At 69.4% G+C, this 14,134-nt stretch carries 14 protein-coding genes and 2 pseudogenes; 9 read left to right on the forward strand and 7 right to left on the reverse strand.

The annotated features are described in order from the left end of the window. Window positions 1-730 precede the first annotated feature (730 nt). The 5 genes from OG948_RS59255 to OG948_RS59275 all read left to right on the forward strand — a co-directional run bounded on the left by OG948_RS59255 (window position 731) and on the right by OG948_RS59275 (window position 5,559). Complete coding sequence (locus OG948_RS59255) at window positions 731-1,798, forward strand: 2-keto-3-deoxygluconate permease (RefSeq protein WP_331773334.1); 1,068 nt, start codon at window positions 731-733, stop codon at window positions 1,796-1,798. Further along, window positions 1,795-3,051, forward strand: a complete 1,257-nt coding sequence (locus tag OG948_RS59260; protein WP_331773335.1) for a four-carbon acid sugar kinase family protein — start codon at window positions 1,795-1,797, stop codon at window positions 3,049-3,051. The genes OG948_RS59255 and OG948_RS59260 overlap by 4 nt, the downstream gene beginning before the upstream one ends. A 43-nt stretch (window positions 3,052-3,094) precedes the next feature. After that, window positions 3,095-4,129 carry a 4-hydroxythreonine-4-phosphate dehydrogenase PdxA gene (pdxA, locus tag OG948_RS59265; RefSeq protein WP_331773336.1) on the forward strand — a complete coding sequence of 345 codons (1,035 nt, stop codon included), beginning with the start codon at window positions 3,095-3,097 and terminating at the stop codon, window positions 4,127-4,129. Next, the gene (locus OG948_RS59270) at window positions 4,126-4,896 is read left to right on the forward strand and encodes a DeoR/GlpR family DNA-binding transcription regulator (RefSeq protein WP_331773337.1); all 771 of its coding nucleotides are present in this window, start codon (window positions 4,126-4,128) and stop codon (window positions 4,894-4,896) included. The genes pdxA and OG948_RS59270 overlap by 4 nt, the downstream gene beginning before the upstream one ends. 225 nt (window positions 4,897-5,121) lie before the next feature. Beyond that, window positions 5,122-5,559 carry a hypothetical protein gene (locus OG948_RS59275; RefSeq protein ID WP_331773338.1) on the forward strand — a complete coding sequence of 146 codons (438 nt, stop codon included), beginning with the start codon at window positions 5,122-5,124 and terminating at the stop codon, window positions 5,557-5,559. 377 nt (window positions 5,560-5,936) lie between these two features. Here the strand turns inward: OG948_RS59275 and OG948_RS59280 are convergent, their stop codons facing one another. Together OG948_RS59280 and OG948_RS59285 are read right to left on the reverse strand one after the other, a co-directional pair. Then, complete coding sequence (locus OG948_RS59280) at window positions 5,937-6,215, reverse strand: helicase associated domain-containing protein (protein WP_406300862.1); 279 nt, start codon at window positions 6,213-6,215, stop codon at window positions 5,937-5,939. Window positions 6,216-6,690: 475 nt separating this feature from the next. After that, window positions 6,691-7,296: a CGNR zinc finger domain-containing protein gene (locus tag OG948_RS59285; protein WP_331773340.1), complete on the reverse strand. Its 606-nt coding sequence runs from the start codon at window positions 7,294-7,296 to the stop codon at window positions 6,691-6,693. Between the two features lie 79 nt (window positions 7,297-7,375). Here OG948_RS59285 and OG948_RS59290 point away from each other — a divergent pair, with 79 nt between their 5' ends. From OG948_RS59290 to OG948_RS59300, 3 genes are all read left to right on the forward strand, one after another. Continuing rightward, window positions 7,376-8,632 (forward strand): MFS transporter, encoded by a 1,257-nt coding sequence (locus OG948_RS59290; protein WP_331773341.1) that lies wholly within the window; start codon window positions 7,376-7,378, stop codon window positions 8,630-8,632. Further along, window positions 8,629-9,489 carry an alpha/beta hydrolase gene (locus OG948_RS59295; RefSeq protein ID WP_331773342.1) on the forward strand — a complete coding sequence of 287 codons (861 nt, stop codon included), beginning with the start codon at window positions 8,629-8,631 and terminating at the stop codon, window positions 9,487-9,489. The genes OG948_RS59290 and OG948_RS59295 overlap by 4 nt, the downstream gene beginning before the upstream one ends. A gap of 125 nt (window positions 9,490-9,614) precedes the next feature. Beyond that, complete coding sequence (locus tag OG948_RS59300; protein WP_331773343.1) at window positions 9,615-10,244, forward strand: pyridoxamine 5'-phosphate oxidase family protein; 630 nt, start codon at window positions 9,615-9,617, stop codon at window positions 10,242-10,244. A 296-nt stretch (window positions 10,245-10,540) separates the two neighbouring features. On the opposite strand, the gene OG948_RS59305 is transcribed toward OG948_RS59300, so the two are convergent. Continuing rightward, window positions 10,541-10,852, reverse strand: coding sequence for a transposase (locus OG948_RS59305; protein ID WP_331773344.1), 312 nt, complete (start codon window positions 10,850-10,852; stop codon window positions 10,541-10,543). Window positions 10,853-11,380: 528 nt separating this feature from the next. Beyond that, window positions 11,381-11,905, reverse strand: a complete 525-nt coding sequence (locus tag OG948_RS59310; RefSeq protein ID WP_331773345.1) for an ATP-binding protein — start codon at window positions 11,903-11,905, stop codon at window positions 11,381-11,383. Between the two features lie 112 nt (window positions 11,906-12,017). Here OG948_RS59310 and OG948_RS59315 point away from each other — a divergent pair, with 112 nt between their 5' ends. Next, window positions 12,018-12,596: a TetR/AcrR family transcriptional regulator gene (locus tag OG948_RS59315; RefSeq protein ID WP_331773346.1), complete on the forward strand. Its 579-nt coding sequence runs from the start codon at window positions 12,018-12,020 to the stop codon at window positions 12,594-12,596. 166 nt (window positions 12,597-12,762) lie between these two features. Here OG948_RS59315 and OG948_RS59320 read toward each other — a convergent pair. The 3 genes and pseudogenes from OG948_RS59320 to OG948_RS59330 all read right to left on the reverse strand — a co-directional run. After that, a pseudogene (locus tag OG948_RS59320) lies at window positions 12,763-12,836 on the reverse strand (DUF1348 domain-containing protein); the annotation flags it as partial. Window positions 12,837-13,236: 400 nt separating this feature from the next. Further along, window positions 13,237-13,638, reverse strand: coding sequence for a group II intron maturase-specific domain-containing protein (locus tag OG948_RS59325; protein WP_331773657.1), 402 nt, complete (start codon window positions 13,636-13,638; stop codon window positions 13,237-13,239). Beyond that, window positions 13,621-14,127: pseudogene (locus tag OG948_RS59330) on the reverse strand (reverse transcriptase domain-containing protein); the annotation flags it as partial. The pseudogene OG948_RS59330 and the gene OG948_RS59325, both read right to left, overlap by 18 nt. Between the last annotated feature and the right edge of the window lie 7 nt (window positions 14,128-14,134).

Here is a 14,134-nt window from a genome sequence, read left to right on the forward strand (position 1 = left end):
TCCCCTTGGGTGCCTCGATCGAGGTCATGGCGCCGTCCGAGGGACTCCGACATCCAGCCCTCGTGGTCGATTGAAGCACCATACATCAACAATTTCCAACATTGCAATCATCGACGGCGAGGCCTGCTCATCGCCTCCATGAGGCCGACTGCCCTGCATGGAGACGGGAAGGATAATCCGATTTTTGCCGAATCAACCCTTGTTGGTAAACGTTTGGAATCGTAGGACCAGGTGTGCCATCGCGAGTGAACGCATTGATTTTGCTCATCGGATGCAGAGCGATCGTGGAACTGACCCCCGGCTGTTCCTGGGCCTCGGGGGCGTTTGTCTCGTGATCGGTGTGACCGGTGGCAGTTGTAGTCGAGGGCCTCGTGCCCGATCGTGCCGATCCAGCGGCATTCATGCGCGGCGGAGGGGGCGCGCTGAGCGGGAGGTTCGCGCGGCCGCACCACGGAGACCCTGCCTGCGCGAAGTGCGCAACAGTGATCGAAGCGCGGCAAGACAGGTGTCCGCAGCGCACGCCAGGTAGCTGGCATATTCCGAATTGTCATGTTCGTGCCCTGGAAGAGGCGCTCTCAGGATTGCTTGTTTCGAGCATCTTGCGCGAAGCGCGCACGCGTGGCTAATGTCCACGCATCAGCCGAGTGTCGCGGCTCCCCTTCTTCGGGAGGGAGGGATGTGGCGTGTCGCCGACACTCCGAGGGGCCGACGGAAGGCAGGGACACACACCATGTCTGTACCGATCAAGAAGGGCCTGGAGCGTGTGCCCGGCGGGATGATGCTCGTACCGCTTCTGGCGGGCGCTGCGATCAACACCGTCTACTCCGGCACGGGCAAGTTCTTCGGCTCGTTCACCGGTGCGCTCTTCACCGGCGCGCTGCCGATTCTGGCCTTGTTCTACGTCTGTATGGGCGCCACGATCGAACTGCGCACCACGCCCTATATCTTGAAGAAGGGCGGGGCGCTCCTGTCCGTGAAGGCCGGCGTCGCAGTCGTGATCGGCGTCATCGCGGGCCATTTCCTGGGCGAGGCCCCGGTGGACGGCGGAATGTTCGCGGGTATATCGACCCTGGCGATCGTGGCCGCGCTCAACGACACCAACGGTGGCCTGTACATGGCCCTGATGGGACAGTTCGGCAAGCCGAAGGACACGGTGGCATATTCGGTAATGAGCTTGGAGTCCGGTCCGTTCCTCACGATGCTCACGCTGGGTGTGGCGGGTTTGTCCGCATTCCCGTGGCAGACCATGCTCGGTGCGATCCTGCCGCTCGTCGTCGGCATGGCCTTGGGCAATCTCGACCCGGACATGCGCCGCTTCCTCGGCGCAGCCGTACCGGTGTGCATCCCGTTCTTCGGCTTCGCGCTCGGCTCCGGTATCGACCTGGGCGCGGTGTGGACGGCCGGCCTGCTCGGCCTTGGGCTCGGCCTGTTCGTCCTGACGGTCAGCGGTAGCACCCTCTTCGTGACGGACAGGCTGCTCGGCGGCAACGGCCTGCCCGGCCTCGCGGCCGCCAGCACCGCCGGTAACGCAGCTGCCGTGCCCGCGCTCGTCGCAGCGGCGAATCCCGTCTACAAGGAAGCAGCGGACAAGGCCACCGTGCTGGTGGCCGCCTCCGTGGTGGTCACCTCCTTGCTCACACCGGTCATCACTGCCGCGTACCACCGCAGACTGCAGCGGGTGCGGCCGGAGGCGCTCGCCGACGACGACGTGCCCGCCAAGACCACGACCGCCAAGACCACGACCGCCAAGACCACGACCGCCGACGCCGCGGCAACCGACGGGAGCACAGGCCCATGAGCCGGATACCGCCAAATGCCTTGATCACCCCGTTGTCCTCGCCACCTCCCTCCCTGCTCATCGTCGCCGACGACCTGTCCGGTGCGGCGGACAGTGCCGTCGCACTCGCGGGTCGCGCCGACACGGTGGTGCTGTTGGACCCGGAGGCGGAGTGGCCGCGAGCGAGGGTCGTCGCGATCGACATCGACTCCCGTCACGCCGGCCCGGACATCGCTGCCGGGCGGGCCGCAGCGGCCATCCGCCGGTCGGCTCCGCAGACCTTGATCTACAAGAAGATGGACTCGACACTGCGAGGAAACGTAGGTCCCGAGATCGGCGGCTGCCTATCGGCCCTGCACGAACGAGAGGGGGCGCGTCACCTCGCGGTTGTCGCCCCTGCCTTCCCCGCCACGGGACGCACCGTCGTCGACGGCCAGGTACTCATCGCAGGCGAACCCGTCCAGGAACGACACCCCGGCCGCCGTCCACTCGTCGAGCAATTGGAAGCCGCAGGACTGAGGGTGGCGCTGCTGAGCCTGGCGGAACTCCGGGACGGCGACCCGGCCGGCACCCTTGCAGCAGCGGTCGGCACCGTCGACGCGGTGGTTGTCGACGCTGTCACCGACGACGACCTCGCGCTCACGGTCCGAGCCTCTGCAAACCTGCCCGTCCTGCTGGTCGGGTCCGGCGGCATGGCCCACAGGCTGGACCCGCTGCGGACGGACGCGGATGCGGCGTCAACCCCCGCGGCACCCGCGGCCATGACGAACCTTTCGGTCCCGGGGCCGGCGCTCGTCTGCATCGGCAGCCGCAGCGAGCAGGCGCACGCCCAGCGCCACGCCCTGATGGAGGAACTGCCCGCCGTACCGGTCGAGGTGTCGACCGCGCCCGGCGACGCCGCGAGGGCGATGCGCGAAGTGCGCAGCACACTTGCGGCGGGCTACGACGCGGTCGTCTTCCCCGACCCCGCCCTGGCCGTCCGGCCCGAGTGCGCCCAGCAGTTCGTGGCGGCGCTGGCCGAGGTCGCGCGCGCCGGCCTGGATACCGCAGGAGCCCTTGTCGCCACGGGCGGGGAGACCGCGCGAGCCGTGCTGCTCGCGATCGGCGTGCACACACTCGAAGTCGAGGGCGAGGTCGAGCCCGGGGTGGTACGCCTGCGGACACCAGGGGGGCTGACCGTCATCACCAAGGCAGGGGCCTTCGGTGATCCGGGAACGCTGCTGCGCGTCACCCGGATGCTGCGGGGACGAGCCGCCGCGACCGCCACCTCCTGACCCGTAACATCCGTGCTACGCAAACGATCCTGAAGGAAGACTCATGCCCAGGCCTATCATCGCCATCACCATGGGAGACGCCGCCGGCGTCGGACCGGAGATCGTCGTCAAGGCGTTGGGGGGCTCCGCGGCCTTGCTGCCTTTCCTTCCCTTCGTGGTTGGCGATGCGGCCCGACTGCGCCGCGCGGCCGAGCTGACAGGTGTCGATCTTCGCGTCAACCCGGTCGCCTCCCCCGAGGACGGCATCTATCAGCCCGGAACCGTGGACTGTCTGGACCTTGCGAACATCCCGGAGGACCTGCCGTTCGGACAACTGTCACCCGTGGCCGGCGAGGGCGCCTACCGGTATGTCGAGGCAGCCACCAGGCTCGCCTCCGAGAGGCGAGTCGACGCGATCTGCACTGCGCCCCTGAACAAGGAGGCGCTGCAAGCGGCCGGGCACAAGTACCCGGGCCACACCGAACTGCTTGCCGAACTCACCGGCACCCAGGAGGTGTCGATGCTGCTGTCGGCGCCGAAGCTGCGCGTCATCCACGTCACCACCCACATCGGGTTGATCGACGCAGTCGCGAAAATCGAGCCGGGCCTCGTGGAGCGCACCATCCGCCGCGGGTACGAGACGATGGTCGCCGCCGGCATCGCCGAGCCCCGCATCGCGGTGTGCGGCATCAACCCGCACGCCGGCGAGAACGGCCTGTTCGGACAGGGCGAGGAGGAGACGAAGGTTGTCCCTGCGATCGAGAAGGTCCGAGCCGAGGGCATCGACGTCCAGGGCCCGCTCCCTGCCGACACGGTGTTCTTCCGTGCCGTTCGCGGTGACTTCGACCTCGTGGTGGCCATGTACCACGATCAAGGACACGGGCCGGTGAAGGTGCTCGGCCTGGACGCGGGCGTCAACATCACCGTCGGCCTGCCCGTCATCCGCACCAGCGTCGACCACGGGACCGCCTTCGACATCGCGGGCACCGGCCGCGCCGACGAGGCATCGATGGTGGAGGCCCTTCGACAAGCCGTGGAGCTGGCGCCGCTACGAGGCGGTTCGACCGCCGGTGCCGCAGCCGGGGGGAACGCGGCATGAGCGGAGCGCAGCGGCGCCAGGAGATCCGCGACCTCCTGCGAATGCGCCCGCTGTCGGTGTCGGAACTGGCGGAACGGTACGGAGTATCGGAGTCGACCGTCCGTCGGGACCTGACGCAGCTGTCGGGGGCTGGTGAGATCGTTCGTACATACGGTGGCGCGCTCTTGTCCGGTGGCGCGGAGGAGCAGACCCTGCAGGAACGGGAGACGCTCGCTCGCGCCGAGAAGGCGGCGATCGCCCGCACTGCCGAGGCGCACGTTGCGGGTTGTCGTCTGGTCCTGCTCGATGCGGGTACCACGGTGGGGGCGCTCGCGTCCCGGCTCGCGACCCACGATGGACTGACGGTCGCCACACCGGGATTGACTTCCGTCGACATTCTGGCCGGGGCACCGGGGATCGAACTGATCGTCATCGGCGGCGCACTGCGGCGCCTGAGCCTGGGGATGGTCGGCCCACTGGCCGAATCGATGGTGTCGCAACTGACGGCCGACGCGGTCTTCCTGGGCGCGGACGGTGTGGTGGCGGGCCGCGGTATCTGCGAGGCACGGCCGGAACAGACGTCCTTGAAGCAGCTGATGGTCGAACGCTCGCGTGCGGTCTATGTACTTGCCGACGCGCAGAAGCTGGGCCGCGCGGAGTCGAACTGGTGGGCGTCGTTCACCCGCCCTTGGACGCTGATCACCGACGCGAGTGCCACAAACGCGCAACTGGCCTTGTTCCGCATGGACCACCTGTGCACGGTGGAAGTGGCGGCCGCGACTTCCTGACAACCGACGCTCGGCACGGGGTGTACCGACGTTCGACTCGATCGCGAACACCCGTGGCACAGCCGCCGTCGGAGCGAGGGACTGCGGGGAGAGCCCCGGGGGCGGTGCATCAGGAGCATGAAGCCTGAGGCACCGCTACCCGGGCCGAGGCAACCACCTGACCGTGGGCCATGACGCGGCCCGGTCCGAGCCGGTGCGCCGGATTGCGAGGACACCCTGCTCGTCGTGCCGACCCTCAGCGGCCTCGCCTCCCTCGACCTGGCCGCGAACTTCGAGATCGCCGCCAGAAGCCTCGGGCAGCCGCTCACCGTCAAGCAGTACGCACCGCACCCGCTCGCCGAGAAGGACCCGTTCGGCCTCGTCGAGTCGCTGATGCTCGTCCCGCTGCTGGTCGGCGGATACATGGCCGCCACGATGCTCAGAGCCACCACCGGCAGCCCGACCGGACGCCGACGCCACACCGCTCTCCTCGGCTTCCGCAACACCATCTACCTCGACGGCCACGGAACCACACAGGCACTCGTCGTCCTCCTGCTCTACCTGGCCGTCCCCGCCATCGCCCTCGTCTTCCTCGACCGGTACCGCACACCGAAGATCCCGGTGACCCGCGAGACCGAAGCCGAAGCGACCGCACTGGCGGTCCCCGTCGGCGGCCTTCCATAGCGGCGCACCGACCACCCGCCCCAGCGCCCACGGGCGGCACGCGAGGTGGAAGCCGTCCAACGCGTCGACCGGCAGCAGCGAGCGGATGAGTGGACGCCACCAAGTGGCCGACTCGCGAGGGGCAAGGCGGTGCGGATGCTCGTCGCCGCGCCGGGATCGGCCGTCGGCCCCTGCTCGACGTACCACCACTCCCACAGACGACCCTCTTCCCGAGCACCGGCTGCCGACGCCCGACAGCGAGACCCCGGTGCGCTCGCGCGCCACGACCGACTGACCGCCGGAGCGACATCGACGCGTGTGGTGGCCCGGATCGGGATCACCGCACGTTCGACTGACGCCGAACGCGACTTCGGGCCCACCCGCCCCGATGCCCGACCTCATGTCCATCGCATGTCGAGCGCGGTGAGCGCTTCGAGTTTCTCGGGTGGGTATGTGGCCCGTCGCTGCCGCGCGTTCGCGAGGGCGACCCCAAGCTTGATCTGGTGCGTCTGGCCGTCGTGTTCGACAGCCTCGACGTGTTTGCGGGGCACGGTGAGGTGGCCTTCGCGCTCCCGGAACGCGGCCGCCGAGGCGAGGGTGAGGGTCCACCGGTCCGCCCGCGACGCCGACGCCAAGGCAGCCGGCCGTTCCTTCTGTTCGGTGACGTCGACGCCCACACCCGCCGGCGCCTCCCGCTGCGCCGGTGACAGGTCCGCCCAGGCGCGTCGTTGCCGCTGCAGCCAGGCTCCGACGTCTTCGCCGCCGACGGTGTACCCAGCCAGGCGCCAGGTCGTCGACGTGACCGCCGGCTTCGACGTGGAGGCGTACTGCGGCGAGCATGCGTTGCCGGTCCAGCGACCACCGCGCGGCGGGGTCGGCCGTCCGGTGGGGTTCCGTCGATCTCGGCCGGCCGTGCCCAGCGTTGGCGCCGTCGTTCGGGGTTTTTGCGGGTTTCGAGTGGCCTTCGGCAGTTGGCGAGGAAAGGGCCGACGGGGTGGCCGTTGATGGCGGCGGGTTTGGGCGCCGCCGGGTGTCCGTGGACGGCGAAGTGGGCGCGGCTTGTGGCGAGTCCGTCCTCGAAGGCGGTGTCGTCGGTGTTCCGCACCGTCCCCGGCGTCTCGAGCAGGCGGATCTGCGGCCGCCCGTCTCTGCTCAAGTGGCGACGTGATGGCGTGTGCGGTGGCGTTGGGCCTTGGCCCGGTTGCCGCACAGTGCCATCGAGCACCAGCGTCTTTCCCCCTTGCGTGAAGTGTCGACGAAGTGCAGCGGGCAGGGCGGGTTGGCGCACTTGCGCATGCGCCCCGGTGCCTCGGTCGTCACGCGCAGCAGGTCGCGTGCGCACATCCAGGCGGCATGGCGTGCCGCGTCCCCCACCTCCGGGGTTTCGATCGCCCCTTCGGCTTCGAGGGACAGCCTGACGCGTCCGTGATCGAGGATGCGGTTCAGGGCGGCGGTGTCCGAGGGATCCGCCACCGCGGCGGCGAGGGCGGACCGGGCCTCGCGCAGGTGGCGGCGGACGTCGGCCGCGGCAGCCCCCGTGTCCAGGCCGTGCTTGTCCAGCCAGGCCAGGGTGAGCGCGTCCTCCTCCAGCAGGTCGTATTCATCCGTCCCCGCCAGCCACCGCGTATTGATCAGGTCGGCGGCCAACGGCTCGTCCGTGAGAGGGCGCCCGGGCCACCCCATCGCCGCCAGCCGCGCCTCCGGTTCGGTCTCGCCCTGCTGCGTCACGACCACGACACCCACTTCCCGAATAACCATTCAGACACATTTGACAGGTTAGCAGAAGCGTGCTTACCTCGAACCGAGATAACCGGTACAAGCATCCGAAGGGGTTACGATGTTGTTGAGGCGTCGACACGTTGCGCTCCTGGCGGGGCTCGCCTGCATGACCGCGGCCTTCGGCATGAACTTCGCAGCCGGCGCGCTGTTCCCCTTCCTCGCGGCCGAGCACGGATGGAGCGCGGCAACCCTGGGCGCCGTCGCGGGCCTGAACACTGCACTCACCGGGCTTCTGCAGCCGCTGGTGGGCCGGGCGGTGGACGCGTGGGGCGCACGCCGGGTCCTGCTCACCGGCATGGCCTTGCTGGTCGCGGCCCAACTGCTGCTGTCGCTGACCTCGCAGCTGTGGCAGTTCGTGCTGGCCTACGGCGTTCTCGGCGCCGCGGGTTTCGCCGCCTCCAGCACGCCGCCCGTCTCCGCGCTGGTGAGCCGCTGGTTCCCACGCCGGAAGGCGACAGCTCTGACGATCATCACCGCCGGTATCAACATCGGACAGCTGCTCGTCGTACCGGCAGCGGCCTTCCTCGCCGGTGCACAGGGCATCCCGACGACCTACACCCTCCTCGGAACGGGCGCCGCCGTGCTGGTCGTCCCGCTGCTGCTGGCCATCCCCACAGAGCCTCCCGGCGCGTCCCCTCCCCCCGCACCCGCGAACTCGGCCGGCGAGGCGCCGCGGTCGGGCTCCCCGACCCTGACCATCACGTTCGGCCTGCACGCCCTGTCGCTGTACATGGTCATGCTGGCCCTGCCCCAGTACGCGATCGACCACGGCACAACCCCGGCCGCCAGTGGAAACCTGGCAGCCCTCGCCGCCGCCGCCAGCCTCGCAAGCATGATCGCCACCGGCCTCCTGCTGCGCCGTACCGCACCCCGCAGCCTGCTCTACGCACTGCACGCACTGCGTACGCTCGCGCTGCTCCTGCTCGCCTTCGCGCCCGGGCCGGCCCTGGTTCTCGCCGGAACCCTCCTGTTCGGTCTCTCCAGCTTCGCGACCATCCCCCTCACGGTCGCGGCACTCACCGAGAAGAGCCCCGCGAGCCGGCTGGGCCGGTCGATGGCGCGCGCGTGGCTCGTCCATCAGAGCGCCGCAGCCATCGGCGTCGCCGCCGGCGGCGCCGTGCACGCCTGGACGGGCAGCTACACCACGCTGCTCGCCGGCATCGCCGCGGCACCCCTTCTCGCCCTGGTGCTGTTGCTGCGCGACCGCACGGCCGACTCCGACCGCGGCGCCGCGACGCAGCCGGCCTCCACCCAGACTTCCGACACCCCCGTGCCGGATCCTTCCACCCGCCTGACAACGAAGGGCATGTCATGACCACCCAGCACAAGTTCGCCGACATCGAAGGCCAGACGGTCTTCTACCGCGAGGCCGGACCCGCCGATGCCCCCACCCTGGTCCTGCTCCACGGCTTCCCGACCAGCTCACACATGTTCCGCGAGCTGATCCCCGCCCTCGCCGACCGGTACCACGTCATCGCACCCGACCACATCGGCTTCGGACGCAGCTCCGCCCCCTCCGCCGACGCCTTCGACTACACCTTCGACAACCTCACCGCGGTCACACTCGCACTGCTCGACCACCTCGGGCTGCAGAACTTCGCCCTGTACATCCAGGACTACGGCGCACCCATCGGCCTCAAGATCGCCCAGGCCCACCCCGACCGGGTGACCGCGATCATCACCCAGTCCGGCAACGCCTACATGGAAGGCTTCACCCCCTTCTGGGAGCCTCTGTTCGCCTACGCCACCGAGCCGGGCGCCGACACCGAACCCGCCGTGCGAGCCCTGCTGACCGCCGACGCCACGCACTGGCAGTACACCCACGGCGTCAAGGACACCACCCTGATCAGCCCCGACACCTGGACGCACGACCAGGCACTTCTCGACCGGCCCGGCAACGCCGAGATCCAGCTCGCACTCTTCCGCGACTACAAGAACAACATCCCCGCCTACCCCGCCTTCCAGGAGTACTTCCGCACCACCCAGGTGCCCCTGCTGGCCGTCTGGGGCCGCAACGACGAAATCTTCGGCCCCGCCGGAGCCCAGGCGTACCGTCGCGATCTGCCCGACGCCGAGATCCACCTCCTGAACGCCGGCCACTTCGCCCTCGAAGACCAGCTCGACACCATCGCCGGCTACATCCGCGGCTTCCTCGGGCGCGTCCTGAACTGACCAAACCGCCGCGCCGGGCAGGCCGGCACCCGCCGGCCTGCCCATCCCGCACCGTCGCCACCCCACTACGACGCGCCGCACACCCACGCCTCGACCCACCATGCCGCAGTCACCAAGGAGAGCGCATGCCCCAGCACTACGCACGCATCGCCTTCACCGACGAGGTCAAGGAAGCACAGCGGGCGAACGGCAGCAGACGCGCCATGCAGCGCTTCGAGGAAGCCGACTTCGACAACGACGTCCTGGGACCCGCCGAAGAAGCGTTCATCGCCGAACGCGACGGCTTCTACCTCGCCACCGCCGGCAGCAGCGGATGGCCCTACGTGCAGTACCGGGGCGGCCTCCCGGGATTCGTGCACGCCATCGACGAGACCACACTCGCCTGGGCGGAACTGCGAGGAAACCGGCAGTACATCAGCCACGGCAACCTCACCACGGACAAGCGGGCCTCCGTGTTCCTCATGGACTACGCCCACCGGCAGCGCCTGAAGATCTTCGGCAGCATCCAACTCCTCGATCCGGACCAGCATCCCGAACTCCGGGCCCGGACCATGCCCACAACCCCTCGCACCCGGATCGAGCGGCTCGCGCTGCTACACGTCCACGCCTACGACTGGAACTGCCCACAGCACATCACCCCCCGCTACACGGCAGCCGAACTTCAGGAGGCCCTGATCCCGGTGCGAGAAGAACTCCAACGCCTGAGATCCGAGAACGACACACTGCGTTCGGAGCTGGCGCGCCGCCCCACCTGAGCAACGGATCCCCGGCCCGCACCCGGGCCGGCACTCCTTTGCCGCGTCCGCGAACGACATCAACCGGCACGGGATCCTCCTCGGTGCGGTTCCGGTCGACAACGACCGGGGCCCCGCCGGCGTGAACCGGACGGACATCGTCGCCGGCCGAGCTTGTGGCCCGGTGGGCCACCGAGCAGGCCGAGATCCGGCTCGAAGACCACGTCGCCCTCCACCCCATGACGTTGTCAAGCTGCGCCTGTGATGGGGAGTTCATCGGAAGCACCGTCCGTCATGGATCAAGGCCCACAGGACGTTCACCCGTCGGTGGGCCAGCGCGAGGACGGCCGGGTGTTCCGCCTCCCTTCGGCGCGCTTGCGTTCGTCGTAGCGGCGGGACGCGTCGCGGTTGCGAATGCCGATGAGTGCGGAGGTACGGAAGACGCGTTGCAAGCCGCGGTGATGGCGCCGGGGGCGGTGCCGGTTGCCGTCGCCGCTGCCGGATTCCCCGGGGGCCGGGGCGACGCCGGCCAGGCGGTCGGAGTTGCCGTGGCGGCTCATGTCGCCGGCGGTGGCGGCGAGGCACTCGGCGCCCGACAGCGGGCCGATTCCGGGCAGGCTGGAGATCACTTCGGCGAGTCCGTGCTCGCGAAAGCGGGCCGCAGTGAGCTTGTAGATCTCCGAGGGTCCGCTCGTTGAGGCCCGTCACCTCCTTCGCGAGGGGTGTGGATCACCTGCGCGGTGAACCTCTCCCCGGGGACGGCGGTGCGCCGGCGCTCGGCCGCGTCCGGAACGGTTTCGGCCAGGGCCTCGGCGCCGCGGACTCCGCGGTTTCCGAGCCGCGTCTCCAATCGGCCGCGGCCGGTGCGACGCAGGACGGCCGGCGTCGGGTAGCCGGTCGGCAGGACCAACGGGCCGATGTCGACGCGATCCAGTGCGCGCTGGTGCACCCCCCAATTCCCCCTCCCGGGCGACGACGCCGGAGGATTACCCACGAAGGGACCCAACGCCTCGTGGTCGTAAGTGCGGTATGCGGATCCCGCGGTCGGTGACCCGATGCCACCGCACCGGGAGCGACTCGAGACAGTCGCGCCCGGCCAACGGAAGCGGCGCACAACCCGCACACCGCGACCAGCGCCTCCCACACCCGGCTCGGCGTCAGCGGCGCGTGGGGGAGCACCGGTTGACGCAAGCCGTCGTCGGGCCGAGGCGCAGCGTCGCGTGGGTGGTGCGGCGGCGTGGTTCTTCTCGGGTGTCGAGGTTTTCGACGAGGTGTTCCACGATGGCCAGGCCCCGGCCGTGTTCGTCGTCGGCGCGTGGGGGATGGAGGCGCTCGTCCGGTTTGCCGCAGTCGGTGACCTCGATGCCCAGGACGCGGTCGGTCAGCGTCAGGGTGAGGGTCATGTCGGCGCGGCCGTGCCGGGCGGCGTTGCCGGCCAGTTCGCCGACGACGAGGACGGCGGAGTCCAGGTCGTCCCCGGCCACACCCCACAGGGCCAGGAGGGCGCGGGCGAAATGGCGGGCTTCGGAGACCCGGCACTCCCGCGCCGGCAGGGCTGCGGCGGCGCACCGGCACGGAGCCGCGGGTGTGGGCGGTTGCGCGGTGGTCGTTGTCAGCGCCCGCGTTCGGCGGCAAAGCCCTCCGGTCTGAGCCGGCGGTACTGCGTTCGGTGGGACGAACATGGCTGGGCTCGCGATCTTTCGGCCCCGACCCCCGAGGAGAACGATCGTTCTCGCGTCTGGCTGCTATTATAGGAGAACGATAGTTCTCGATGCAAGGGAGAAGGTGAGGAACATGATCGACTCGGAGACCGCGGAGCTGCGGGTCCTGGATGCCGCCGAGTCCCTGTTCTACGCCCGGGGCATCCAGGCGGTGGGCATGGACGAGATCCGCACCGCGTCCGGCGTCTCCCTCAAGCGGCTCTACCGGCTCCATCCCTCCAAGGCGGACCTGGTGCGGTCGTACCTGCGGCGACGCGACGTCCGGTTGCGGGAGAGTCTGGCCGCGTACGTCGAGGCCCGGACCGACCCGCGCGAGCGGATCCTGGCGGTCTTCGACTGGCTCCACGACTGGTTCGCCGAGCCCGATTTCCGCGGCTGCGCCTTCGTCAACTCCTTCGGGGAACTCGGCGCCGGCGAACCCGCCGTCGCCGAGGCCGCCCGAGCACACAAGCAGGAATTCTTCCGATACCTCGCCGACCTGGTGACGGCCGCCGACGAGCCGACCCGGCTGGCCGACCACCTGGCCCTGCTGGCCGAAGGCGCCATGACCACGGCAGCGATCATCGGCAACCCCGAACCCGCACACCAGGCCCGCGACGCCGCCCGCCTCCTCCTCGACGCCACCGGGGACCGCACCGCCCGAACCGTCTGAGGATCCCGGCCGAGCACCGCCCGCGAAGCCGCCTACGAGGCCGACGGCAGCGTCGGATACCGCGACCGCCGGGACTTCCCCGAGCGCGACCGTACGCCCGCCCGGTGATCGGCGGGGGTACCCGCCGTCGGTCGGCGAGGGCCTCGGGGCGCGGCGACGTGCCGCACAGACCGAGGTCGCTCAGACCCGGGTGGTCGTCGGAGCGGCGCCCGAGCGTCCACGGTACGTGCGTTCCGACTCGCCCGGACATCCCCGGCCCGCGACTTCACCTGGACGAGCCGCACCGCCACCTTCCCGCCCGCGGAACGCGGCCGCCGCCGCGAGGGCCGGCACCCACCGGTCCACGTTCCGCCCCGGCGCCGACCGCAGCGCGACGAGAGCATTTCGCGATCGTGCCCGGCTTCTTCTTCGTCCGCTTGCCCATCGAACCCCCACCACTCGTTCGGTCACCCTCAACCCTGTCGCAGGTCGGGCAACCACGAGGCCGCAACCACGGGACCGAACCGATCGGTCGGCTCCACGAGGATTGGAGTCGCATCAGTGCAGGTCAGCGAGTCGGGTGGCCCGGGGGAATCTCACCCCCGGGCTCCCACAGATCCGTACGTGACAATCTCTCGCCATACGGCTCTTGTCGTCCTGGTCATCCGGGACCCGGTTTCGTCCAGGCCCAGTGAGCAAAGTACTTCGGCCGAAGTGCGTGCCCGTGCGCCAATCGACGGACGGCCTGCTTCCAGCCGAGTCGGTACTTCCTTCTGATCCACCGCAGCAGGTAGGTGTTGATGCGGTAGAACAGCGGGTTCAACGCCGAACGGTAGTAGCGCCCGTAGTAGTTCATCCATCCCCGGATCATCGGATTGATCACCCGGGCCAGGTCGGATTCCGTACTTCCGGAACGCCGGTGCAGTCGCCAGGACCGCACGTTCCCGCTCAGCTTCTTCAGGGCTTCCTTGCTGATCGCGGGCAGGAACGAGGTGAACTGGACCCCGTTCTTGTTCTTGGCGCTGCGCGGTCGGAACGTGAACCCCAGGAACGTGAACTCGATGAGCGGATATCCGCCCGTCTGGTTGCTGCCCTTGCAGTACACGATCTTCGTCTTGTCGGGGTGCAACTCCAACCCGACGTCGACCATCCTGGCCCGTAACGCGGCCAGAAGCCGCTCTGCCTCCGCCAACGAGCGGCAGTGGACCACCGCGTCGTCCGCGTAGCGTTCGAACTTGGCGGCCGGGAACTCCCGATCCATCCACAGGTCGAACACGTAGTGCAGAAACAGATTCGCCAGAACCGGGGAAGCCGCAGATCCCTGCGGCGTCCCCTGGTCCCGCTCTTGCACGGACCCGTCGGGCATGCGCAGTCCGGCGGCCAGCCACCGCTTGACATACAGCACCACCCAACGGGCGTCGGTATGCGCCTCGACGGCCTTGACGACCTTGTCCCAGGAGACGGTGTCGAAGAACTTCCGGATGTCGAACTCGACCACCCAGTCGTACTTCCAGCACCGCACCCGGCACGTCTCGATCGCGTCCAGCGCCGAGCGACCC

Source organism: Embleya sp. NBC_00888, assembly GCF_045207655.1.
In the GTDB taxonomy this organism is placed as follows: domain Bacteria; phylum Actinomycetota; class Actinomycetes; order Streptomycetales; family Streptomycetaceae; genus Embleya.